This window comes from Diaphorobacter sp. LI3 (assembly GCF_022807955.1).
GTDB lineage: Bacteria > Pseudomonadota > Gammaproteobacteria > Burkholderiales > Burkholderiaceae_C > Diaphorobacter > Diaphorobacter nitroreducens.
Genome location: NZ_CP094346.1, coordinates 4,148,480 through 4,171,701, shown reverse-complemented (window position 1 = coordinate 4,171,701; position 23,222 = coordinate 4,148,480). Strand labels below are relative to the sequence as shown.

The following is a 23,222-nucleotide window of genomic DNA, read 5'->3' as shown; positions in this document are numbered from 1 at the left end:
CGGCGCCTTGCCGCCCGGCCCCGGTGGCCGGGCGGCAACTCCTTTTTGAATCGCAAGATTGGCTGCCGCGGGCAGCGCAACCCATGCTGAACTACTTCCTCAAACGCCTGCTGGGCCTGCTGCCCACGCTGCTCATCGTGGCCGTCCTGGTGTTCCTGTTCGTGCACATGCTGCCCGGCGACCCCGCGCGCCTGGCTGCGGGCCCCGATGCCGACGAGGCCACGGTGCAGCTGGTGCGCAAGGACCTGGGCCTGGACCGGCCGCTGCCCGAGCAGTTCGTGCATTTCTTCTCGCGCATGGTGCAGGGCGACTTCGGCACCTCGATGCGCACGCGCCGCCCGGTGGCGGCCGAGATCGGCGAGCGCTTCATGCCCACGCTGCTGCTCACCCTCTCCAGCATGGCCTGGTCGGTCATCTTCGGCATGGGCATAGGCATCGTCTCGGCCGTGTACCGCAACCAGTGGCCCGATCGATTGGGCATGACGCTGGCGGTCTCGGGCATCTCGTTTCCGGCGTTCGCGCTGGGCATGATGCTGATGCAGGTTTTCTCGGTGCAGCTGGGCTGGCTGCCCACCGTGGGCGCCGACACCTGGCGCCACTACGTGCTGCCCTCGCTGACTCTGGGCGCGGCCGTGGCGGCGGTGATGGCGCGCTTCACGCGCGCCTCCTTCGTCGAGGTGGTGCAGGAGGACTTCGTGCGCACCGCGCGTGCCAAGGGCCTGAACGAGCGCGTGGTGGTGCTCAAGCACTGCCTGCGCAACGCCCTGATCCCGGTGATCACCATGATGGGCCTGCAGTTCGGCTTCCTGCTCGGCGGCTCCATCGTCGTCGAGGCGGTGTTCAACTGGCCCGGCCTGGGGCGCCTGCTGGTGGACGCCGTGAACATGCGCGACTACCCCGTGATCCAGACGCTGGTGCTGCTGTTCTCGCTGGAGTTCATTCTGATCAACCTGCTGGTGGACATGGCCTATGGCTTCATCAACCCCACCATTCGCTACAAGTGAGCCGCGCATGAGCACGATCTCTTCCGCACCCGTGGCCGTCGCCACCAACAATGCACCCGCCATCCGCACGCCCTGGCGCGAGTTCTGGCGCAAGTTCAAGAAGCAGCATGTGGCCGTCGTGGCCCTGGTGTTCGTGCTGCTGCTCGTGGCCGTGGCCGTGCTCGCGCCCTGGCTGTCGCCGTTCGACGCCGAGAACTTCTTCGATTACGACCGCCTGAACGAGGGGCCGTCGGCCATGCACTGGTTCGGCGTCGATCCGCTGGGGCGCGACATCTTCAGCCGCATCCTGATGGGCGCGCGCATCTCGCTCGCGGCGGGCTTCCTGTCGGTGGCCATAGGCTGCCTCATCGGCACCACGCTCGGCCTGCTGGCGGGCTATTACGAGGGCTGGTGGGACCGCATCGTGATGCGCATCTCCGACGTGCTGTTCGCCTTCCCCGGCATCCTGCTGGCGCTGGGCGTGGTGGCCATCCTGGGCAGCAGCATGACCAACGTCATCGTCGCCGTGGCGGTGTTCAGCGTGCCGGCGTTTGCGCGCCTGGTGCGCGGCAACACCCTGGTGCTCAAGCACATGACCTACATCGAGTCGGCGCAGAGCATTGGCGCGAGCGACTTCACCATCATCACGCGCCACATCCTGCCGGGCACGATCTCGTCCATCGTCGTCTACTTCACGATGCGCGTGGGCACCTCCATCATCACCGCCGCGAGTCTCTCGTTCCTGGGCATGGGCGCGCAGCCGCCCACGCCCGAATGGGGCGCCATGCTCAACGAGGCGCGTGCCGACATGGTGAACGCGCCGCATGTGGCGCTGTTCCCCAGCCTGGCGATCTTCCTCACCGTGCTGGCCTTCAACCTGCTGGGCGACGGCCTGCGCGACGCGCTCGACCCCAAGATCGACCGCCAGACATGATGGACCAGCCCCCCCGCATCGGCCGCCTTGAAAGCGGCGCGCGCGATGCCATCACCGACGTGGCCGGGGTCACCGTCGGCCATGCCACGCTGGCAGACGGCGCGGTGCAGACCGGCGTGACCGTGATCCACCCGCATGCGCGCGATCCGTTCCTGCACAAGGCGCCCGCCGCCGCCGCCGTCATCAACGGCTTCGGCAAGAGCCTGGGCCTGCTGCAGCTGGAAGAGCTGGGCCAGCTGGAGACGCCGATCGCGCTGACCAACACCTTTTCCGTGCCCGCCGTGGCCCAGGCGCAGATCGCGCGCTGCATCGCCGCCAACCCCGAGGTCGGGCGCGCCTGGTCCACGGTGAACCCGCTGGTGCTGGAGTGCAACGACGGCTATCTCAACGACATCCAGCGCATGGCCGTCACGGCGGCGCATTACGACGCCGCCTGTGCCGGCGCGGATGCCGAGGTGGCGCAGGGCGCAGTGGGCGCGGGGCGCGGCATGTCGAGCTTTCAATTGAAGGGCGGCATAGGCACGGCCTCGCGCCGGGCCGCCTTGACCAGCGGTGCGCAGTACACCGTGGGCGCGCTGGTGCTGGCCAATTACGGCGTGCAGGCCAATCTGCTCTGGGACGGCGCCCCCCTGGGCCGGCGCCTGGCGGCGGCGCAGCAGGCGCAGATAGAGGCCGAGAAGGGCTCGATCATCATGGTGCTGGCCACCGATGCGCCGCTGGACGCGCGCCAGCTGCGGCGCCTGGCGCTGCGCGCCGCGGCGGGCCTGGCGCGCACCGGCTCGGTCTACGGCCATGGCAGCGGCGACATTGCGCTGGCGTTCTCCAGCGCCTACACCCTGCCGCAGCAGCCCGGCGCGCCCATGCCCGCCGTGGCCCTGGTGCACGAGGCGCTGCTCGACCCCCTGTTCCAGGCCGGCGCCGACAGCGTGGAACAGGCCATCGTGCATGCGCTCTGGCATGCCGAGGCCGTGACCGGGCGCGACGGCCATCGCCGCGAGGCGCTGCGCCCGCTGCTGCAAGCTATGAATAAATGAGCTTCTTGCGCAGATACAGCAAGCGTTTCATGCCATTTTGATCTTGAATTCAAGGAATGCCATGAAGATCCTGATTTCCGTGGATATCGAGGGCGTGGCCGGGGTCTACCACCCCGAGCAGACACGTGCCGGCAACCCCGAGTACGAACGCGCGCGCCGCCTGATGGCGGCCGAGGCGAATGCGGCGATCGCCGGCGCCTTCGACGCCGGCGCCAGCACGGTCTACGTGAACGACTCGCACGGCGGCTTTCGCAACCTGCCGCCGGACCTGCTGGATGCGCGCGCCCAGGCCATCCAGGGCAAGCCGCGCTACCTGAGCATGGCCAGCGGCGTGGAGCTGGGCGTGGCCGGCATGGTCTGCATCGGCTACCACGGGCGCGCCCAGGGGCGCGGCATCCTGGCACACACCATCAACAGCTTTGCCTTTGCGCGCATCGCCTTCAACGGCCAGGAGCTGGGCGAACTGGGCATCTACGGGCTGCTGGCCGGCCAGTACGGCGTGCCGGTGATCGCCGCCTCGGGCGACGACCAGCTCATCGCCGAGCACCAGGCGCTGCTGCCCGCCACGCGCTTCATCCAGGTCAAGCAGGCCCAGGGCGCGCACAGCGGCGTGAGCCTGTCGCCCGAGGCCGCCTGCGCCGCCATCCGCGCGGGCGTGGCCCAGGCCGTGGCGCAGGCGCCCGGCGCGGCGCCGCTGACCATGGCCGGCCCCATAGTCGTCGATCTGCAGACGCAGACCGTCGCCCTGGCCGACCTGTTCTGCCAATGGCCCACGCTGGAGCGCCTGGCGGGCGACGCGCTGCGCTTCAACGCACCGGATACCGAGAGCGCGGTGCGCATGCTCAACGGTCTTTCTGCCATGTCCAGCATGCTCCGATGAACGCTACCACTCCACCTACTCCTCACACCGTCGGCATCCTCGCCGGCATGGGCCCGGCCGCGGGCGTGGATTTCGCGCGCCTGTTCGTCGCCGCCTGCGAGGACTGGCTGCGCGGCCACGGCCAGGCCGTGTGCGACCAGGCCTATCCCGCGCACTGGATGGCGCAGCTGCCGATTGCCGACCGCACGCGCGCGCTGACCGACGGCGCGGCGCCCCAGCCGCTCGACGCCATGGCGCAGGGCCTGGCGCAACTGGCCGGCCTGGGCGCGCGCGCCGTGGCCATGCCCTGCAACACCGCCCATGCCTGGCATGCGGCCCTGCAGCAGCGCGTGCCCCAGGTCGAGCTGCTGCACATGCCGCGTGAGACCGCGGCCGCGCTGCGCGCCCGGGGTCTCACGCGCGTGGCCCTGCTGGCCACCGAGGGCAGCTACCGCATCGGTCTGTACGAGCAGGCCTTCGCGGCAGAAGGCATCGGCTGCGTGCTGCCCGACGCGCAGGCGCGGCATTGGCTGATGCAGGGCATCTATGACGGGGTCAAGGCCGGTGACCTGGCGCTGGCGCAGCAGCGCTTTGTCGCCGTGGGCGAGCAGCTGCGTGCCGAGCATGGCGACATCGCTCTGGCCATGGCCTGCACCGAGATCCCGCTGGCCCTGCCGCAGGCGCGCGCGGCGCAGGGCTGGACGCTGATCGATCCCGCGGACATCCTGGCGCGGGCGCTGGCGCGCCGCGCCTACGGCGCCTGATGGCGCGTGCCCCCTCTTGCGCCGCGGCCTTGCAGCGGGCATGGTGATGCCCCATGCGCCTGCGCCACATCGAAGTCTTCAACGCCGTCATGCTCACGGGCAGCGTGAGCGCGGCGGCGCGCCTGATGAACGTCACCCAGCCGGCCGTCAGCCGCATCCTGGCCCATGCCGAGCTGCAGCTCGGGTTCGCGCTGTTCCAGCGCGTCAAGGGCCGGCTCGTGCCCACCCAGGAGGCGCAGACCCTGTACCCGCAGGTGCAGCAGCTGTTCGCCCAGCTCGATGAGGTGCAGCGCCTGGCAGCCAGCCTGAAGAACCCGCAGCGCTGCGACGAACTGCGCATCCTCACCGTATTCGCCCTTAGCGTCGAGCTGTTGCCGCGCGCGTTGCGCGCCTTCCGCGCCCGGTATCCGGGCGTGGCCGTGACCATCGATGCACTGCATTCGCCGCAGATCGTTGCCGCGCTGCTGCGCCAGGAGGCGGACCTGGGCTTCGTCTTCACTGCCGCCGCCCACCCTTCGCTGGTGCAGGAACACCTGGCCGATGCGCACATGCTGTGCGTGGCGCCGCGCGGCATGCTGCCTGCGGCGCTGGTGGCGGGCGGCAGCCTCGCGCTGCCCGACCTGGCGGCCCTGCCCCTGGTGCGCCTGGCGGCCAGCGACCCCATAGGCACCCTGGTGAACCATGCCTGCAGGCAGGCCGAGGTGAGCCTGCAGGCCTTGTACACGGTGCAGACCTACCACGCCGGGCTGGCGCTGGCCCACCACGGCCAGGCCGTGGTCCTGGTCGATGCCTGCACGGCCGTATCGGCCGAACGCGACAAGGTCGATGTGCTGGCCGTGCAGCCACCCATTGCCGTGCCTGTGCAGGCGCTGCGTCCGGCGCACCGCCCGGCGTCGTTGCTGGCCGACGCCATGTTGGGCTGCATGCGCATGGTGGTGGCGCAGTCGCTGGGGACTTGAGCCTCACACAGCATCGGCCACGGCCGCTGCCGTGCCAAAGGCCAGCGTGAAGCCCAGCGCCCCATGCCCGGTGTTGAGCAGCAGGTTGGCGGGGCCGCGCGCGTGGCGCCCCACGATGGGCAGGCCGGTGGGCGTGGCCGGGCGCAGGCCGGCCCAGGGCTGCAGCTGGCGCTGCATGCCGCTGTGCGGAAACAGGGCGCGCGTGGCCGCGCACAGGCTGTCTATGCGCGCCTGCGGTATGTCCAGACCGTAACCCACGAGCTCGGCCATGCCGGCCACGCGCAGGCGTCCTCCCAGGCGCGCGAACACCACCTTGCGTGCGGCATCGGTCACGCTCACCTGGGGCGCCGCGCCGGGTTCGGAGGCGGCGTCGAAGGTGATGCTGTAGCCCTTGAGCGGATAGACCGGCAGCGCCAACCCCAGGCTGCGCGCCAGCGCGTGGCTGCCGCTGCCCAGCGCCAGCACGAAGGCGTTGGCCTCGATGGCGCCCGCGTCGGTCTGCGCCGCGGCGATGCGGCCCGCCGACTGCGTGAGCGCCGTGATCCTGCTGCCCAGCACGAAGCGCACGCCGCGCGCCTGCAGCCGGGCATGCAACCCCTGGCAGACCTGCAGGCAGTCGGCCGCGCATTCGCCGGGCGTGTGAATGGCACCCGCGATCCGCGCCGCGTAGTGCGCGAGCGCGGGCTCGATCTGCGCGCAGCGCGCCGGGGTGACGGCCTCCTGCTCGCAGCCCCAGGCGCGCTGCAGCTCCAGCTGGCGCTTGGCGTCGTCGAGCGCGGCCTGGCTCGCATACAGCACCAGCTTGCCGGTACGCGAAAAGTCGCAGGACAGCTGTTCAGTGGCCAGCATCTGCTCGAAGCCCTGGCGGCTGCGCGCCGCCAGGGCCAGCAGCGTGGCCGTGCCGTGCTCGGAGGTGCGGCGGTTGCAGGCGCGCAGGAAATCCAGCCCCCAGCGCCACTGATGTGGGTCCCACCGCGGGCGCAGCTTGAGCGGCGAGTCGGGCGCCAGCACCAGCTTGGGCAGCTGTGCCCAGATGCCGGGGTCGGCCAGGGGCTGTACGTAGCTGTAGCTCAGCTGCGCGCCATTGCCCCCGCTGGTCCCCGCGCCGGGATGGGCCTGATCGACGACTGTGACCTGAAATCCCCGGCGCTGGAGTTCGTAGGCCGTCGCCAGGCCCACGATGCCCGCGCCCATGACACATACATGCATTGCGAACTTTGGCAGATTGCGGATTGCCCCAATGTAGGGCGGGCGCCGGCAATTGAACAATGCCAATCCAGGCGCGGGACATGACGGAAAGTTATGCCCCGGCCCCGCCCCCGGTTCAGGGCTCGCGGCGGCAGTGCATGACTTTTGTGCATACCCCCTACCATGAACGGCATTGTTCAAGTGGCTGCATGCTTCCTACAGTAGCGCCGTGACCTGTCGTGACAAACCACTACCTCGATAAAGCAAAGGAGACACCATGAAACCCACCACCATCCTCGCCGCAGCACTGGCTGCCTGCGCACTGGCCGGTACCGCCGCCCAGGCCGACACCCTCAAGAAGGTCGCCGACATGGGCAAGATCACCGTGGCCTACCGCGAGGCCTCGGTGCCGTTCAGCTACCTCGCGGGCTCGGGCGGGCCCGTGGGCTTCTCGGTGGAGATCAGCAATGCCATCGTCGATGCCGTGAAGAAGGAGCTGAACAAGCCGGCCCTGAAGGTGGACCTGCAGGCCGTGACCTCGCAGAACCGCATACCGCTGCTGCAAAACGGCACCATAGACATTGAGTGCGGGTCGACCACGAACAACACGGTGCGCGGCAAGGACGTGCAATTCGCCATCAACTACTTCTACACCGGCACGCGCCTGCTGGTGAAGAAGAATGCCGGCATCAAGAACTGGGCCGACCTGGCGAAGAAGAAGGTCGCCAGCACCACCGGCACCACCAACGCCCAGGTGATACGCAAGTACAGCAAGGACAACAACCTGGACTTCGACATCGTGCTCGGCAAGGACCATGACGACGCCATGCTGCTCGTCGACGCCGGCCGCGCCGAGGCCTTCGCCATGGACGACATCCTGCAGTTCGGCCTGAAGAACAACGCGCGCAATCCGGCCGACTGGGACGTGGTGGGCGATGCGCTGCAGGTCGAGCCCTATGCCTGCATGATGCGCAAGGACGACCCGCAGTTCCAGAAGCTCGTCAACGGCGTGATCGGCGGCATGATGAAGTCGGGCGAGTTTGAAAGGCTGTATGCCAAGTGGTTCACCGCGCCCATCCCGCCGAAGAACCAGGTCATAGGCCTGCCCATGAGCCAGGAGCTCAGGGACAACCTCGCGGCGCAAAGCGACAGGCCTGCCATGTGAGTGCGCACGGGCTGCTGCGGGGCGGCCCAGCGTGAATAATGCGCGCTGCCCCTCTGTTGAAAGAACCGCCCATGCTCGCTCGCCACCAAGACCCCATCGCCGCCATCGCCACCGCCCCCGGGCGCGGGGCCGTGGGCATCGTGCGCGTGTCGGGCCGGGGTCTGGCCGCCTTCGTGCAGGGCCTGCTGGGGCGCACCCTGCAGCCGCGCCAGGCACATTACCTGCCCTTTCCCGACGCCGCCGGCCAACCCATAGACCAGGGCCTGGCGCTGTACTTTCCCGCGCCGCACAGCTACACCGGCGAGGACGTGCTGGAGCTGCAGGCCCATGGCGGCCCCGTGGTGCTGCAGCTGCTGCTGGCGCGCTGCCTGGAGGCGGCCACGGGCGGCGTGCTGGACCGCCTGCGGCTGGCCGAGCCCGGCGAGTTCACCGAGCGCGCCTTCCTCAACAACAAGATCGACCTGGCCCAGGCCGAGGCGATCGCCGACCTGATCGACGCCAGCACCGAGGCGGCCGCGCGCGGCGCCAGCCGTTCGCTGTCGGGCGACTTCTCGCGCGAGATCCACACGCTGCGTGACGCGCTGGTGCACCTGCGCATGCTGGTGGAGGCCACCCTGGACTTTCCTGAAGAGGAAATCGACTTCCTGCGCAAGGCAGACGCGCGCGGGCAGCTATCGAATTTGCAGCAATCGCTGGCCCGCGTGATGCAGCGTGCCGGCCAAGGCGCGTTGCTGCGCGAGGGCATTAAGGTGGTGATCGCCGGGCAGCCTAACGCGGGCAAGAGCTCGCTGCTGAACGCGCTGGCAGGGGCGGAACTGGCCATCGTCACGCCGATCGCCGGCACCACGCGCGACAAGGTGCAGCAGACCATCCAGATCGAGGGCGTGCCGCTGCACGTGATCGACACGGCGGGCCTGCGCGAAAGCGACGACGAGGTCGAGCGCATCGGCATCGCCCGCGCCTGGGACGAGATCGCGGGCGCCGACGCGGTGCTGTTCCTGCACGACCTCACGCGCTGGGGCAGTGCGCAATACCAGGACGACGACGCCGCCATTGCGCACACGCTCTCCAACCGGCTGCCCGCGGGCGTGCCGGTGGTCGACGTCTGGAACAAGGCCGACGCCGCCCCGCAGGCGGCGGCGCCTGCGCGCGAGGGTGAGAGCCAGGCGGTGCTGCTGTCCGCGCGCACCGGCCAGGGGCTGGATACGCTGCGGCGGCAATTGCTGCAAATCGCGGGTTGGCAGTCGGCTGCGGAGGGCGTGTACATCGCCCGCGCGCGCCACATCGAAGCCTTGCGCGCCGTGGACGCCCACCTCATGGAGGCGGCCGCGCAGCTGGAAAGCGACGGGCCGGCGCTGGACCTGCTGGCCGAGGAGCTGCGCCTGGCGCAAAACGCCCTCAACACCATCACGGGCGAGTTCACGTCCGACGATCTGCTCGGTGTCATCTTCTCCAGCTTCTGCATCGGCAAATAGCCGGCGCGGCGGGCGCGCAACGCCATGTGTAAGTAAGGGTAATGAGTGCTTGTGCAGATGACGGCGGCGCGTTACCGTTCGCGCCCGATGAATGCCATCACCGCTCCCTCCTCTAAAGTCGACCTTTCGGGTCTGATCCAGGCCATCACCCACGCGACGGCGGACGACAGCATGAACAACGTGCTCACCGCCGAGCAGTGGGATTGGCTGTCCGCCTACCTGTTGCCCATCAGCATCCCCTCGGGACAGGTGCTGTTTGCCAAGGGCACCAACGACCGCACCTTGTACCTGGTGGAAAGCGGCTCGCTCAGCGTGCACTTCGAGGACGAGAAGCAGCGGCTGCGCCTGGCCATCGTCGGCCCCGGCTCGATGGTGGGCGAGGGGGCGTTCTTTTCCCATCAGCCCCGCAGCGCCACGGTGCAGGCGGGCGCACCGAGCAAGCTGTGGAGCCTGCCGGCTCTGCGCTTTACGGAACTTTGCAATCGCCAACCGGCGGTAGCGCTGCACTTGGCGATGGCGGCCGGCGCCGTGCTGGCCAAGCGCCTGGGCAACCGCCGCCGCCGCATCGCGGCGACCTGAGCGCGGCGCGCGAGCGCCACGCTTTGTGACCACAGCGCCCATCGCGGCGCGGCCGATCCTGCAACTGTCACGCCTCGGCCGAGGCGCGCGCAGTACACTTGCCGACGTTTTTTAAGCGCTTCTTCGCGAAGGCAAGCATGTCATTGTTCAGCTGGTTCACCCGCAAATCCAAGCCTCCGGTCGCGCGTGCGCGCCCGGCACCCGCCGCTGCTGCCCAGACCAACGGCGCGGCCCCGGCGCGCGCAGGCAAACCCCTGCTGGAGCCCCAACCCGCCGCGGCCCCCGAGCCCGCCACAGGCCGCAAGAACGAACGCATGGAGCGCCGCGAGCTGCTGTACACCGTGGTGCGTGACGCCATGGTGCGTGCCGGCGTGCTGTCGGCGGGGTACAAGTTCAAGGTGCTGTCGCTGGACCAGCGTGGGGCGCAGTTCCTGGTGATGATGGACTTGGCGCCGGAGTACGGGCGGGACATGGCGCGGCTGGGCGAAATCGAAACCCTGGTGACGCAGACCGCCCGTTCTCGTTTCGACATCCTGGTGACTGCCGTGTATTGGCGCACCAACGACCAGATCAGCACGGGCGTGCAGGTGCGCACCCCGGCCCAGGCGCCCGCGCCGCAGGCTTCTGCCGCCCCCGCATCGCCCATCATTTCGGGGACGCCCCGGCCCGCGGCTGCCGCGTCGCAGGGAGCGGCACTACCCTCGCGTCCAGCGCCGCTGGTGCCACCCGCGCCCGCGCGCGCGGCGCCGCGGTTCGAGCCCATCGAGGCCGACGAGGTGGCGGCGTTCAAGCAGGCGCACACCAGCGCTGTGGCGCGTGCACCCGCGGCCGCGCCGGCTCTGGGTGTTACCACGCGCAGCGGCCCGCTGCTGCCGCCAAGCCCCGCGCCCACGGGGTTCGAGGACACTGTCATGCCGGGGCAGGACGGCCGGTCGTCCGACCTCAGCTCCACGCAATACGGCGACCTGCGCTGAAGAACCGGCTGCGGGGACTGCAGCAGCCCAGCGGTCTAGTGGCCGCTGAAGTCCACCAGCGTGTACAGCGGCAGTCCGCTGGCACGCAGGCGTGCCGAGCCGCCGAGTTCCGGCAAATCCACGATGGCGGCGCCCTCCATGACGGTCGCGCCCAGTTTTTCCAGCAGTTTCTTGCCGGCCATCATCGTGCCGCCGGTGGCGATCAGGTCGTCGATCAGCAGCACCCGGTCGCCGGGCTGGACCGCGTCCGCGTGCAGCTCCACGGTCGCGCTGCCGTACTCGAGTTCGTAGGTTTCCTCGACGGTGGTGAAAGGCAGCTTGCCCTTCTTGCGGATGGGAACGAAGCCCACATTCAACTCATAGGCCACCACCGCGCCCAGGATGAAGCCGCGGGCGTCCAGTCCGGCCACCACGTCGGGGCGCAGCACGCGGTCCATGTAGCGGTGCACGAAGGCGTCGATCAGCACGCGGAACACTTTGGGGTTTTGTAGCAGGGGCGTGATGTCGCGGAACTGCACCCCCGGCGCCGGCCAGTCAGGGACGGTGCGGATGTGCTGGCGCAGGTAGTCGTTGACGCTAAGGGCTGTCATGGGTGGGGCAAAAGAGAGAACGATTCGGATGTGCAGACCCTGCCGGGCACCGCCAGGGCGCACAGTGTAATCAGCCGCGCAGCAGCTTCTCCTCTGCCAGGCCCAGGGCGGTGGGATGGCCGGACAGCACCAGCGTGTCGCCTTCGGCCAGGGGCGTGCGGTCGTCGGGCGGGGACATGGCGCCGCTGGCGCGACGCACGTTGACCAGACGCACGCCGATGGCATGCAGGGGCAGGTCGGCCAGCGGCTTCCCCACCACGGCGGCGCCCGCGGGCAGGGACAGGGAGTACAGCCGCTCCTGGTCGCGTTCGGACGGCGTGTCGTCGTCCGCCCCGTGGAAGTAGCCGCGCAGCAGGCCGTAACGTGCATCGCGCTGGTCTTGCACCAGGCGCAGCACGCGGCGCATGGGCACGCCCACCAACGCCAGTGCGTGGCTGGCCAGCATCAGCGAGCCCTCGATGGCCTCGGGCACCACCTCGGTGGCGCCGGCCTCCTGCAATTTCTCCAGTTGAGAGTCGTCCTGGGTGCGCACGACCACGGGGAGCTGTGGCGCGTGGGTGCGCGCATGGTGAATCACCTTGAGCGCGGCGGGAGTGTCCAGGTAGGTGACGACCAGGGCGGCCGCACGCGCCAGGCCCGCTGCCTTGAGCGCCTGCAGGCGCGTGGCGTCGCCGAACACGACCGAGTTGCCCGCGGCGGCGGCCTGCCGCACGCGGTCGGGGTCCAGGTCCAGCGCCATGTAGGCGATGCCTTCGCGCTCCAGCATGCGTGCCAGATTCTGCCCCGAGCGGCCGTAGCCGCAGATCAGCACGTGCCCGCTGGTGTTGATGGCCTGGCGCGCGATGGTGGTCACCTGCAGCGACTGCTGCAGCCAGTCGCTGGCCACCAGCTTCATGACGATGCGGTTGCTGTACTGGATGAGGAATGGCGTAGCCAGCATGGACAGCACCATGGCCGCCAGCACCGGGTTCATCAGTGCGGGCTGCAGCAGGCCGTGGACCTGCATGAGCGACAGCAGCACGAAGCTGAACTCCCCTGCCTGCGCCACGTACAGCGCGGTGCGCAGCGATACGCCCGTTGTCGTCCCCAACCCGCGGGCCAGCGCGACGATGATGGCCGTCTTGATCAGCAGCGGCGCGGCCAGCAACACGAGCACCAGCGACCAACGCTCCACCAGCACGTGCCAGTCGAGCATCATGCCCACCGTGATGAAGAACAACCCCAGCAGCACGTCGTGGAAGGGGCGGATGTCGGTACCCACCTGGTGCCGGTATTCGGTCTCGGACACCAGCACGCCGGCGATGAAGGCGCCCAGGGCCAGCGAGAGGCCTGCCAGTTCGGTCAGCCAGGCCAGCCCCAGCGTGACCAGCAGCAGGTTGAGCATGAACAGTTCGTCGCTCTTGCGCCGCGCCACCTGCGTGAGCCACCAGCGCATCACGCGCTGGCCGCCAACCAGCAGTACCGCCACGAGTACTGTGGCCTTCAGCAGGGCGACCGCCAGCGCCGTCAGCAGTTGCTCGGGCTCGGACCCCAGCGCAGGCACCAGCACCAGCATGGGAACCACGGCCAAATCCTGGAACAGCAAAATACCCAACACCCTGCGCCCATGCTCGCTCTCCAGCTCGCCGCGCTCGGACATCAGCTTCACGACGATCGCTGTACTGCTCATTGCCAGCGTTCCGCCCAGCGCCAGTGCGGTCTGCCAGCCCATGTCCCACACGCCGCCGGTCAGCCGCGCCAGCAGCAGCAACCATGCGGAGAAGGCCGCCATGCACGCCAGCACCTGCAGCAGGCCCAGGCCGAACACGTGGCGGCGCATGGCACGCAGCTTGGGCAGGTTGAATTCCAGGCCGATGGTGAACATGAGGAACACCACTCCGAATTCGCCCAGGTGGCGCACGCCTTCGGAGTTCTGCGTCAAGGCCAGGGCATGCGGGCCGATGAGGATGCCCGCCGCCAGATAGCCCATCATCGGCGGCAACCGCAGGCTGCGGCATGCCACCACGCCCAGCACGGCGGCCAGCAGGTAAAGCAGGGTCAGGGCGAGAGAGGACATGTTTCATCGTAGCCGAGCCGCAGGTGGGCCGACCGATAGAATTCATCCATGCCTGTCGCTCCTGCCGCTTCCTCGTCTTTCAATGCCGAACAGGCCCTGCGCCTGGGACGCGAGACCGTCCGCACGGAGGCCGAGGCGCTGCATGCCATGGGCGAACGCCTGGGCGGCGGCTTCGTGCAGGTGGTGCAGCGCGTGTTGGCAACCACGGGCCGCGTGGTGGTCATGGGCATGGGCAAGAGCGGCCACGTGGGGCGCAAGATCGCCGCCACCTTGGCCTCCACCGGCACGCCCGCGTTCTTCGTGCACCCTGCCGAGGCCAGCCATGGCGACCTGGGCATGGTGACCAACGGCGACTTGGTGCTGGCGCTCTCCAACAGCGGCGAAAGCAGCGAGATCACCGTGCTGCTACCGGTGCTCAAGCGCCTGGGCGTCCCGCTGATCGCGATGACGGGCGGGCTGCAGTCCACCCTGGCGCGCCACGCGGACCTGGTGCTGGACTGCAGCGTGCAGCGCGAGGCCTGCCCGCTGAACCTGGCGCCTACCACCAGCACCACGGCGCAGCTGGCCATGGGCGACGCGCTGGCGGTGGCGCTGCTCGACGCGCGCGGCTTTCGCCCCGAGGATTTCGCGCGGTCGCACCCCGGCGGTGCGCTGGGCCGCAAGATGCTGACCCATGTGCGCGACGTCATGCGCGCGGGCGCCGACGTGCCGCACGTACCGCCCGATGCCAATTTCAGCACCCTGATGCGCGAGATGAGCGCCAAGGGCGTGGGCGCCACCGCGGTGGTAGACGATGCGGGCCGGCCCGTGGGTATCTTCACGGACGGCGACCTGCGCCGGCGCATCGAGGCCGGCGTGGACCTGCGCGAGACGCGCGCCCAGGACGTCATGCATGCCAGCCCGCGCACCATTGCAGCCGATGCCCTGGCGGCCGATGCGGCGCAGGCCATGGAGCATCACTCGATCACCAGCGTGCTGGTCACGGACGACGACGGCGTGCTGGTGGGCGTGGTGCACATCGGCGACCTGATGCGAGCCAAGGTGATCTGATGTCCCCGTCCAACGCCACGCCGCTGCCCCCCCTGCAACCGGCCCTGCAGTTCGATCCGCAACTCCTGCTGCTGGCGCAGCCGGTGCGCGTCGCCTTCTTCGACGTGGATGGTGTGTTGACCGACGGCGGCCTGTATTTCTCTGAAGTGGGCGAGACCCTCAAGCGTTTTCATACGCTTGACGGACACGGCATCAAGCTGCTGCAGCAGGCGGGCATCACGCCCGCGGTGGTCACGGGGCGTGATTCACCGGCGCTGCGGCTGCGCCTGAAGGCGCTGGGGGTGATGCATGCGCGTTTCGGCACCGAGGACAAGCGCCCGGCGGCTGAGTCCATCCTGGCCGAGCTGGGCCTGTCGTGGCCGCAGGCCGCCGCCATCGGAGACGACTGGCCCGACCTGCCGGTGATGCGCCGTGTGGCCTTCGCCTGCGCGCCCGCACAGGCCCACATCGAGGCCCGCGCCGTCGCCCACCATGTCACCGCCGCGCCGGGTGGTGCGGGTGCGGCGCGGGAGTTCTGCGACCTGCTGCTGGTCGCCAGTGGCCGTTACGCCGGTCTGTTGGCCGCGCATGCCGCATGACCTCACGCCTACACCTGGCGTGGGAACGCCTTTCGCTCTACCTGCCCGTGCTGCTCATGGGGCTGCTGGCGCTGGGCTCCTGGTGGCTGGTGCGCAACGCGCCGCGGCCGCAGCAGCCGGCGCAGGAGCGCCCCGTGAGCCACGAGCCCGACTACTACATGCGCGACTTCGCGGTCAAAAGCTTTGATGCCACGGGCCGACTGCAGAGCGAGATCCGCGGCACCCTGGCGCGCCACTACGCGGACAACGACACGCTGGAGATCGACCAGGCGCGCATGCGCTCGGTGAACGAGGAGGGGCGCGTCGTCACCGCCCGTGCGAATCGTGCCCTGTCCAACGGGGACGGCAGCGAGGTTCAGCTCTACGGCAATGCCATCGTTACGCGCGAGGCGTCTGCCCCCGAAGGCCGCGCTCCGGTGCCGCGGCTGGAGTTCCAGGGGGAGTTCCTGCATGCATGGGTGAATGAAGAGCGCGTGCGCTCCGACCAGCCCGTGACACTCAAGCGCGGCGCCGACACGTTCACCGCCGACAGCATGGATTACGACAACCTGGAGCAGGTCATGCAACTGCGCGGCCGCGTGCGCGGCACGCTGATGCCGGCACCCGTGCGCCGTTGACCGAGATGGCGCGTTCGGCTTCGCAAGACCGCCCACTGGTGTTGATCACTGGAGCCTCCAGCGGCATCGGCCAGGCGCTGGCCGAGCGCTACCACCGGGCAGGGTGGCGGTTGGCCCTTGTGGCGCGGCGCGTCGATATGATCGAATCTTGGGCTAGGGCAGTAGGGATAAGCGCGAACAGCTATGAAACATATAGCGCAGATGTAGCACAGCCTGACAGCGTCATCGCGGCGTGCCACGCTTGCCTGGAGCGTCAAGGGCTGCCCGATGTGGTGGTGGCCAACGCGGGAATCAGCGTCGGGGTGGACACGGCGCAGCGCGGCGACCTCGATGTCATGGCGCAGACCTTTGCGACCAACAACCTGGGCATGGCGGCCACCTTTCATCCGTTCATCGATGCGATGGTCCGCCGCGGCAGCGGGCGGCTGGTGGGAATCGGCAGCGTGGCGGGTGTCCGGGGCCTGCCTGGCCATGGAGCTTATTGCGCGAGCAAGGCGGCGGTGATCAGCTACTGCGAGAGCCTGCGGGGGGAGTTGCGCGGCACCGGCGTGCAGGTGGTGACGATCTGCCCGGGCTATGTGGATACGCCGCTGACGCGGGAGAACCGGTATGCCATGCCCTTCCTGTTGCCGCCGCAGGCTTTTGCGGACCGCGCGTTCCGTGCCATTGAGGCGGGGGCGACGTACCGGGTGATTCCCTGGCAGATGGGCGTAGTGGCCAAACTGCTGCGCATATTGCCGGATGCGTGGTTCGACCGGCTGCTGGCGGGACGGCCACGCAAGCATCGCGCGGGCCAGGGCCGATCTTCCAATCCCTGAGGCCTGGAAGGACAAAAGGCTCCCGAGGGAGCCTTGTGATGGTGGAGCGCACTTTTACCCGCGCCTGCCAAAATCAATATCCGTTGTTGCCGCCACCGCCGTAGCCGCCACGGCCACCGCCGCCGCCACGTGGACCGGAGCCGTAGGGGCTGCGAAAGCCGCCTTCGCTGCGGCCACCACCACCGCCGCCGTAGCCGCCACCACCGCCGCCGTAGCCGCCACCACCGCCACTGCGGCCGCCGCCGTAGCCGCCACCCCCACCAAAGCCGCCGCCACCGCTGCGGGGGGGGCGCGCTTCCATGGGACGGGCTTCATTCACGACAATGCTGCGGCCGCCGAGGGACTGGCCGTTCATGCCATTGATGGCCTCTTGGGCCTCGGCATCGCTGCCCATTTCCACGAAGCCAAAGCCTTTGGAGCGGCCGGTGTCGCGCTCCATCATGACCTTGGCGCTGGTCACCGCACCGAACTGGCTGAAGGCTTGCTCCAGATCTTGGTCACGCACCGAGTACGGCAGATTGCCGACGTACAGTTTGTTGCCCATTAAGGGACTCCTCAAAAACAATGGAATGAGCGACGGAGTCCCGAACCCGCAGCCAGTTAATCACAATGACGCCCTATGCGCGAAAACTGACGGATCACCGCAACCTCTACGAGGCAATACCCTCGTCAAAACATTATGCGCCAGAACCTTTGTAAAGATGCAAGGGGTTTTCAACGCACGTGTCGTCAATCTGACGCAAAAAAAAGGAGCCCTAAGGCCTAGCCGTTCCGTTAAGGTGTTGCTAAGCCCTTGATTCAAGCCCCTCTGCTTCGGCACGAGGGGCTTCGTTTCTTTGGTCGCTATAAGGGACATGCTGAATTTCAAGCCCCTTTCCCTAGGCGTCGCGCTCGTGTGTGCCGCCAGCTTCCTCACTGCCTGCAACGACGAGCCCGCTCCGGACTTCAGGGGCAGCACTCCCGTGGCATACGGCAATCGGACTGTCTCTCTGAGCGTTGAGGCTTGGCGAGACAATGGCAGCCAGCCTTGTCGTGTCCTTATCAGAGGCGCTGAAGTAACAAATTGGGTCAAACCAACCGGTATTCTGCCGCGGATGACCCTAGCCCCGGCAGTAGTGCTGGCCTGCACAGGGCGGAGCCCGTACCTTTCCTCGGTGAGCGGCGAGGGTGAAGGGGGTGTAGCCGAATGGGAAGAGTCCTCGGGGCCTGAATCGGGAGCCCCCCTCTCTGTCTACCAAGTGCGAGTGAGCTCCCTGACTGCGGACCAAGCTCACCTCGAACTACGGGTCCTACGCGGCAAGTGACTCGCTTGCGTGAGCCACGGGGCCGGAGGGCTTGAGCGACCGAGCGGCAGGCGCGCGGCGTCTTTCGGGCGGTTCGGGAGTGAAATAGATGATGTCTTCGGGCGCTATGGGTCCGCGCGCCAGCCCCAGCCGCATTGCCGGCGTTTTCCCGTCCCGGCCAACCTCGCAGTAGTTGAAGTACGTCCGGAAGATGCCGAGCACCTTCACCAGGACTTCGGGGTTGTAGGCGCTCTTCCCGAACCAGAGACGTCGGTCGGTGTTGGCGCTGGCCACCGCGCGTTCTGCCAGCGTGAGGCCTCGCCGGACCTGCATAAAGAAGCGGTCGACAGCGGTAAGGGTGGCTTTCAGGTGCAGTAGCGCCTGGTGGCTAAGCTGGAGCCGACGCTTGTCCGGTTCGGTTTCGACCGGGTCGATATCGGTCAGCCAGCAAACGGATTTCTCAGGCTCACGCATCTCCGATATGGGATGGCGGAACCAGCGGTCCCCCCACTTGCCGATGGCAACCATGCGCGCCAGTTCTTCCTCGGCAGCCAGAAGTTCTGCAGCCTCAGGGGTTACCCCGTATTTCTCCGCTAAGCGCGCCAGACGCCGCTTGGTTGCACCAACCAGCGCGCGCTTCATGTCCACTGACATATCTTTGAGCACCTTGACATAGAAAGCGTCAGCCGTCCGGTCCAGAACCCTTTTCGGCACGGCCGTCAGAATGGCCGCACGTATGCCCGACTCCTGGTCTGTGAAGAAGCGAATCTTCTTGGCACGGCAGAGCAGTCGAGTGACAAGCTGGATGTGGGCGTACATCACCACTTGCTCATGCAGCAGCATGCCCTTTACGGGGGCACGGGATGAGTTCGCGGGGCCTTCACCATCTTCTATATCGGGGCGACCTAAGGCTGCGTCGTACGTCTCTTCGATGACCGATTCCATAGGCTTTCGGGAGGTACCTCCGCGAGGCGCCGCCCTCTCAGCCGCAGCATTCCAATCAGCCGGTAGCCAGACTCTCGCGTAGCGGCGAAACGCTCTGGCAAGTGCATGGTCGCCAAAGCGAACCATGTCCTTCTCTACGTCAGCAGAGTCCAGCGCAGGGTCAAAGTTGACGTTGACCCCGAACACATAGCCCGTAGCCTGGTCGGCCGTTGCAATGGACAGCAAAAGTGTGTTCTTTCGCACCTTCTTAGAGTGCCAGTTCACCACCAGCTTTTGCCGGTCAACCGACAGATATCTTGAGCCTAGGTCGTCGCGTCCCATGAGGGTTCGCTCACGCTCGCCGGCGAACATCTGGGCCTGCTCATAGAGGAAGTCGATGCGGTCGTATAGCTGGCTGGGGGAGATATCGAGGACCTTGATGATGCGCCGCAGCGGCATGGCGTTCATCAGATGCACCAAGATATCGCGATTGGAGTGACTGCGACGTTGGCGCTTGGTTGACCGGCCGCCGAAGGAGAACGCCTTCTTGCAGCCGACACACTTGAACCGGGGAGTTCCGTGGGCGTTGGTGCCGAAGCGAGTCACATTCTCAAGGGATGGCGCCCCCTCCGATAGAGAGCAGGCCTCGTTCGGACACTGCGGGAGTACTGGTTCAAGGTACTCCGACATGCGCATAAGCTCCTCGGCAATCGCCAAGTTGCTCTGCATAGGGGTGATTTCCTCGCACAGGCGGCACTTCAGTGCCGGCTGGTCCTTACCGGTAGCGACCACGGTGTAGTCGCCTGGGCCAACGGAAGAAGCTGGAGTACCGGCCCCGCCTCGGGCAACCGCAAGCTTGGGCGGTACGCCGAAGTTACCGCACTTGGGGTTCTTGCAGTGATTGACTTGAATACCCGCCGCGGCCGGCGGAAATCTAGGCGGCCACTTAGTCGGCTTTACTGAAGTTGGATGAGATTTTTCCTTGGACAAAGAAACGCCCTAGTCGTTGACTAGGGCGGAATTTTGAGCCATTACAGCTTTCTTAGCAACACTTTAACAGAACGGCTAGGCCCTAAGGCTCCTTTTTTGACTCAGCGGAATATCAATAGCTGGAGCGGCCGCCACCGTAGCCGCCGCCATAACCACCGCCACCGCCGCTGCGGCCACCGCCGTAGCCACCACCGCCACCAAAGCCGCCGCCGCTGCGGGGCGGGCGGGGTTCCATCGGACGGGCTTCGTTGACCACGAGGTCGCGGCCGCCGTAGTTCTGGCCATGCGCGCCCTGGATGGCGGCCTGGGCTTCAGCGTCGCTGCCCATTTCGACAAAGCCGAAACCCTTGGAGCGGCCGGTGTCGCGCTCCATCATGACCTTGGCGCTTTGCACGGCGCCGAATTGGCTGAAGGTCTGCTCCAGATCCTGGTCGCGGAAGGTATAGGGCAGGTTGCCCACGTAGAGTTTGTTGCCCATGATCGGACTCCTAGAAAAAACATGAAATGCGATGGAGCCCGACGCAATCAACAAACCTGTGACGACTTCAAAGACGCGAAACTGACCAGACACCGCAGCGTGCACTTCCGCATGGCAGAACTGCACGGCCATTATCAAGCATTGCCATAACCCCAAAGATGTCGTAATTGCGCGCCTGCAACACTTTCCAGGGTAACTACTGTGTCTAGCTGGGCAAAAAGGTGCCTTCTTCGACCGGATACAATCCTCCGCTGTCTTTGGGGAGTAGCCTGCCCCGCGCGAGTCCGCTGCGACTGCGACGCGAGAGGATGCATGCATCAACAGACTTGGGGCCCTTGGGCGCCATGGTGCATGGGACCCGCTGCCACAGCGGGTCGGGCGAGACCATTGACCGCGTACCGATCCATCAGGCCGGAGTCGGAGCGTGGTCAATGCTGTCCGATGTACTTCCGGCCGGAATCCTATTACGACCGCCCCATGGAAGCCTTCCTCGTCTCCACCGCCATCGTCACCCTTGCCGAGATGGGTGACAAGACCCAGCTGCTGTCGCTGGTGCTCGCCGCACGCTTTCGCAAGCCCTGGCCCATCGTGCTGGGCATTTTCGTGGCCACGCTGGCCAACCACGCGCTGGCAGGCGCGGTGGGGTCGTGGGTGACCACCGTGCTGGGGCCGCAGGTGCTGCGCTGGGTGCTGGGTCTTTCCTTCATTGCGATGGCGGTGTGGATGCTGATTCCCGACAAGCTGGACGACGACGGTGACGGTGCGGCGCCGCGCTTCGGCGTGTTCGGCACGACGCTGGTGGCGTTCTTCCTGGCCGAGATGGGCGACAAGACGCAGGTCGCCACCGTCATGTTGGCTGCGCAGTACAGCGCCTACCTCTGGGTCGTGGCGGGTACTACGCTGGGCATGATGCTGGCCAATGCGCCCGTGGTCTGGCTGGGGGATCGGCTGGTGAAGAAGGTGCCGATCCGCGTGGTGCACTTGGTGTCTGCGTTGATCTTCCTGGTCTTGGGCCTGCTGGCGCTGTTTGCGGGAGATGCGACGCCTTTGGCATAATGGCCCGCAGACGCGCCGATTTGCACCGCTTGCGGGCGCTTTACAAATCCAGCTAAAGACGTGACCGATCGACACGCCTGCCACCCCAGCACGCACCCGGACCCGGCCTCGTTGTTTAGCGAAGCCGGGTTTTTTCATGTCGTTCATCGCCACACCGCAAACCATGCACTTCGCCGAGCCCCTGCCGCTGCAGTCGGGGGCCTCGATCCGCGACTACACCTTGGCCTACGAGACCTACGGCACGCTCAACGCCGACCGCTCCAACGCCGTACTGGTATGCCATGCGCTCAATGCCTCACACCACGTCGCAGGCAGCTACGCAGGCCAGCCCAGGAGCGAGGGCTGGTGGGACAACATGATTGGGCCGGGCAAGTCTGTCGATACCAACCAGTTCTTCGTCATCGGCGTCAACAACCTGGGCTCGTGCTTCGGGTCCACGGGGCCCATGCACCGCCACCCGGACACGGGCGAGGTCTACGGTGCGGACTTCCCCGTCGTCACGGTGGAGGACTGGGTCGATGCGCAGGCGCGCCTGCTGGACCGCCTGGGCATCGCGCAACTGGCGGCAGTAATGGGCGGCAGCCTGGGCGGCATGCAAGCGCTTTCCTGGACGCTGCAGTACCCCGAACGCATGCGCCACGCCGTGGTCGTGGCCAGCGCCCCCAACCTCACGGCCGAGAACATCGCCTTCAACGAAGTGGCGCGCCGGGCCATCGTCACTGACCCGGACTTTCACGGCGGGCACTTCTACCGCCACGGCGTGATCCCCAAGCGCGGGCTGCGCATCGCGCGCATGATCGGCCACATCACCTACCTGAGCGACGACGTGATGAACGAGAAGTTCGGGCGCCAGTTGCGCGAGGGCATGGACCTGAAATACAGCACGCAGGACATCGAGTTCCAGATCGAGAGCTACCTGCGCTACCAGGGCGACAAGTTCAGCGACTATTTCGACGCCAACACCTACCTGCTCATCACGCGCGCGCTCGACTACTTCGACCCCGCGCGCCAGCATGGCGGCAATCTGGCGCAGGCGCTGGCCGTGGCGCGTGCCAAGTTCCTGCTGGTGAGTTTCACCACCGACTGGCGCTTCTCGCCCCAGCGCAGCCGCGAGATCGTGCACGCGCTGCTGGAGAACCGCCGCGACGTGAGCTACGCCGAGATCGACGCCCCGCACGGGCATGATGCGTTCTTGCTTGATGACCCGCGCTACATGAGCGTGGTGCGCTCTTATTTCGATAGTGTTGCCAAGGGGCTGCAGGGAGGACAACCATGAGCGACCACGCCACCATGCAAGCCATTGCGCGCCTGGTGCCCGAAGGCGCGCGCGTGCTCGACCTGGGGTGCGGTGATGGCGCGATGCTGGACTACCTGCAGCGCGAACGCGGCTGCAGCGGCTACGGCATCGAGATCGCCGACGCCAACGTGCTCGCCTGCGTGCGCCGCGGCGTGAACGTGATCCAGCTCAACCTCGACGAGGGGCTGGCGATGTTCGGCGATAACAGCTTCGACGTGGTGCTGCAGATCGATACGCTGCAGCACCTGCGCAATGCCGAGGTGATGCTGCGCGAGACTGCGCGCGTGGGCAAGAGCGGCATCGTCGCCTTCCCCAATTTCGCGCATTGGCCCAACCGCGTGTCGGTGCTGCGCGGGCGCATGCCCGTCACCCGGCGCCTGCCCTACCAGTGGTACGACACGCCCAATATCCGCGTGGGCACGTTCAAGGACTTCGAGGTGCTGGCGCACAAGAACAAGCTGCGCATCCTGGACGCCTTCGGCCTGCAGGACGGGCGCGAGGTGCGCTGGCTGCCCAATGCGCGTGCGGGTACGGCAGTGTTCCGTTTCGAGCACGACTGAGTAACCGTCTT

Annotated in this window: 23 protein-coding genes; 17 read left to right on the top strand and 6 right to left on the bottom strand. The window is 67.3% G+C overall.

Translation table 11 applies throughout. From position 1 onward, the window contains the following. Window positions 1-83 precede the first annotated feature (83 nt). The 6 genes from gsiC to MRB47_RS19410 all read left to right on the top strand — a co-directional run bounded on the left by gsiC (window position 84) and on the right by MRB47_RS19410 (window position 5,533). The gene (gene gsiC / locus MRB47_RS19435) at window positions 84-1,004 is read left to right on the top strand and encodes a glutathione ABC transporter permease GsiC (RefSeq protein ID WP_252101528.1); all 921 of its coding nucleotides are present in this window, start codon (window positions 84-86) and stop codon (window positions 1,002-1,004) included. Between the two features lie 7 nt (window positions 1,005-1,011). Further along, a complete protein-coding gene (gene gsiD / locus MRB47_RS19430; RefSeq protein ID WP_252101527.1) occupies window positions 1,012-1,917 on the top strand; it encodes a glutathione ABC transporter permease GsiD in 906 nt (301 codons plus the stop codon). Next, window positions 1,914-2,951, top strand: coding sequence for a P1 family peptidase (locus MRB47_RS19425; protein ID WP_252101526.1), 1,038 nt, complete (start codon window positions 1,914-1,916; stop codon window positions 2,949-2,951). Before gsiD ends, MRB47_RS19425 begins: the two co-directional genes overlap by 4 nt. A 61-nt stretch (window positions 2,952-3,012) precedes the next feature. After that, on the top strand, window positions 3,013-3,831 hold the full coding sequence (locus tag MRB47_RS19420) for a M55 family metallopeptidase (RefSeq protein ID WP_252101525.1): 819 nt from the start codon (window positions 3,013-3,015) through the stop codon (window positions 3,829-3,831). Further along, window positions 3,828-4,574 carry an aspartate/glutamate racemase family protein gene (locus MRB47_RS19415; protein WP_252101524.1) on the top strand — a complete coding sequence of 249 codons (747 nt, stop codon included), beginning with the start codon at window positions 3,828-3,830 and terminating at the stop codon, window positions 4,572-4,574. The genes MRB47_RS19420 and MRB47_RS19415 overlap by 4 nt, the downstream gene beginning before the upstream one ends. A gap of 53 nt (window positions 4,575-4,627) precedes the next feature. Continuing rightward, window positions 4,628-5,533 carry a LysR substrate-binding domain-containing protein gene (locus tag MRB47_RS19410; protein ID WP_252101523.1) on the top strand — a complete coding sequence of 302 codons (906 nt, stop codon included), beginning with the start codon at window positions 4,628-4,630 and terminating at the stop codon, window positions 5,531-5,533. Window positions 5,534-5,536: 3 nt separating this feature from the next. Here MRB47_RS19410 and MRB47_RS19405 read toward each other — a convergent pair whose 3' ends face one another. Further along, entirely contained in the window at window positions 5,537-6,742 is a 1,206-nt protein-coding gene (locus MRB47_RS19405) for a D-amino acid dehydrogenase (protein WP_252101522.1), read from the bottom strand. A gap of 256 nt (window positions 6,743-6,998) precedes the next feature. Between MRB47_RS19405 and MRB47_RS19400 the strand changes: the two genes are divergently transcribed. From MRB47_RS19400 to MRB47_RS19385, 4 genes are all read left to right on the top strand, one after another. Next, a complete protein-coding gene (locus MRB47_RS19400) occupies window positions 6,999-7,886 on the top strand; it encodes an amino acid ABC transporter substrate-binding protein (protein WP_252101521.1) in 888 nt (295 codons plus the stop codon). 71 nt (window positions 7,887-7,957) lie between these two features. After that, window positions 7,958-9,361 (top strand): tRNA uridine-5-carboxymethylaminomethyl(34) synthesis GTPase MnmE, encoded by a 1,404-nt coding sequence (gene mnmE / locus MRB47_RS19395; protein WP_252101520.1) that lies wholly within the window; start codon window positions 7,958-7,960, stop codon window positions 9,359-9,361. Between the two features lie 87 nt (window positions 9,362-9,448). Next, a complete protein-coding gene (locus MRB47_RS19390; protein WP_041839105.1) occupies window positions 9,449-9,940 on the top strand; it encodes a Crp/Fnr family transcriptional regulator in 492 nt (163 codons plus the stop codon). A gap of 137 nt (window positions 9,941-10,077) precedes the next feature. Then, a complete protein-coding gene (locus MRB47_RS19385; protein ID WP_252101519.1) occupies window positions 10,078-10,914 on the top strand; it encodes a hypothetical protein in 837 nt (278 codons plus the stop codon). A 35-nt stretch (window positions 10,915-10,949) separates the two neighbouring features. Here the strand turns inward: MRB47_RS19385 and MRB47_RS19380 are convergent, their stop codons facing one another. Together MRB47_RS19380 and MRB47_RS19375 are read right to left on the bottom strand one after the other, a co-directional pair. Next, entirely contained in the window at window positions 10,950-11,504 is a 555-nt protein-coding gene (locus MRB47_RS19380) for an adenine phosphoribosyltransferase (RefSeq protein WP_252101518.1), read from the bottom strand. Between the two features lie 70 nt (window positions 11,505-11,574). Beyond that, complete coding sequence (locus MRB47_RS19375; protein ID WP_252101517.1) at window positions 11,575-13,560, bottom strand: monovalent cation:proton antiporter family protein; 1,986 nt, start codon at window positions 13,558-13,560, stop codon at window positions 11,575-11,577. 48 nt (window positions 13,561-13,608) lie between these two features. Between MRB47_RS19375 and MRB47_RS19370 the strand changes: the two genes are divergently transcribed. From MRB47_RS19370 to MRB47_RS19355, 4 genes are read left to right on the top strand one after another with little or no spacing between them, the layout of a single operon-like run. Then, window positions 13,609-14,610 (top strand): SIS domain-containing protein, encoded by a 1,002-nt coding sequence (locus tag MRB47_RS19370; RefSeq protein WP_252101516.1) that lies wholly within the window; start codon window positions 13,609-13,611, stop codon window positions 14,608-14,610. Beyond that, the gene (locus MRB47_RS19365; RefSeq protein ID WP_196994728.1) at window positions 14,610-15,188 is read left to right on the top strand and encodes a KdsC family phosphatase; all 579 of its coding nucleotides are present in this window, start codon (window positions 14,610-14,612) and stop codon (window positions 15,186-15,188) included. Before MRB47_RS19370 ends, MRB47_RS19365 begins: the two co-directional genes overlap by 1 nt. Next, entirely contained in the window at window positions 15,185-15,805 is a 621-nt protein-coding gene (lptC, locus tag MRB47_RS19360; RefSeq protein ID WP_088888014.1) for an LPS export ABC transporter periplasmic protein LptC, read from the top strand. Before MRB47_RS19365 ends, lptC begins: the two co-directional genes overlap by 4 nt. Window positions 15,806-15,810: 5 nt before the next feature. Continuing rightward, the gene (locus MRB47_RS19355; protein ID WP_252102655.1) at window positions 15,811-16,623 is read left to right on the top strand and encodes an SDR family oxidoreductase; all 813 of its coding nucleotides are present in this window, start codon (window positions 15,811-15,813) and stop codon (window positions 16,621-16,623) included. Between the two features lie 73 nt (window positions 16,624-16,696). Here the strand turns inward: MRB47_RS19355 and MRB47_RS19350 are convergent, their stop codons facing one another. From MRB47_RS19350 to MRB47_RS19340, 3 genes are all read right to left on the bottom strand, one after another. Then, window positions 16,697-17,167: an RNA recognition motif domain-containing protein gene (locus tag MRB47_RS19350; protein ID WP_252101515.1), complete on the bottom strand. Its 471-nt coding sequence runs from the start codon at window positions 17,165-17,167 to the stop codon at window positions 16,697-16,699. A gap of 745 nt (window positions 17,168-17,912) precedes the next feature. Beyond that, window positions 17,913-19,820, bottom strand: coding sequence for a hypothetical protein (locus MRB47_RS19345; protein WP_252100595.1), 1,908 nt, complete (start codon window positions 19,818-19,820; stop codon window positions 17,913-17,915). Between the two features lie 112 nt (window positions 19,821-19,932). Further along, window positions 19,933-20,298, bottom strand: coding sequence for an RNA recognition motif domain-containing protein (locus tag MRB47_RS19340; RefSeq protein WP_015914690.1), 366 nt, complete (start codon window positions 20,296-20,298; stop codon window positions 19,933-19,935). Between the two features lie 477 nt (window positions 20,299-20,775). On the opposite strand from MRB47_RS19340, the gene MRB47_RS19335 reads away from it, so the two are divergent. From MRB47_RS19335 to metW, 3 genes are all read left to right on the top strand, one after another. Beyond that, window positions 20,776-21,354 carry a TMEM165/GDT1 family protein gene (locus MRB47_RS19335; protein WP_252101514.1) on the top strand — a complete coding sequence of 193 codons (579 nt, stop codon included), beginning with the start codon at window positions 20,776-20,778 and terminating at the stop codon, window positions 21,352-21,354. A gap of 136 nt (window positions 21,355-21,490) precedes the next feature. Further along, window positions 21,491-22,630 (top strand): homoserine O-succinyltransferase MetX, encoded by a 1,140-nt coding sequence (locus MRB47_RS19330; RefSeq protein ID WP_252101513.1) that lies wholly within the window; start codon window positions 21,491-21,493, stop codon window positions 22,628-22,630. Next, window positions 22,627-23,211, top strand: a complete 585-nt coding sequence (gene metW / locus MRB47_RS19325; protein ID WP_011807201.1) for a methionine biosynthesis protein MetW — start codon at window positions 22,627-22,629, stop codon at window positions 23,209-23,211. Before MRB47_RS19330 ends, metW begins: the two co-directional genes overlap by 4 nt. Window positions 23,212-23,222: the final 11 nt, after the last annotated feature.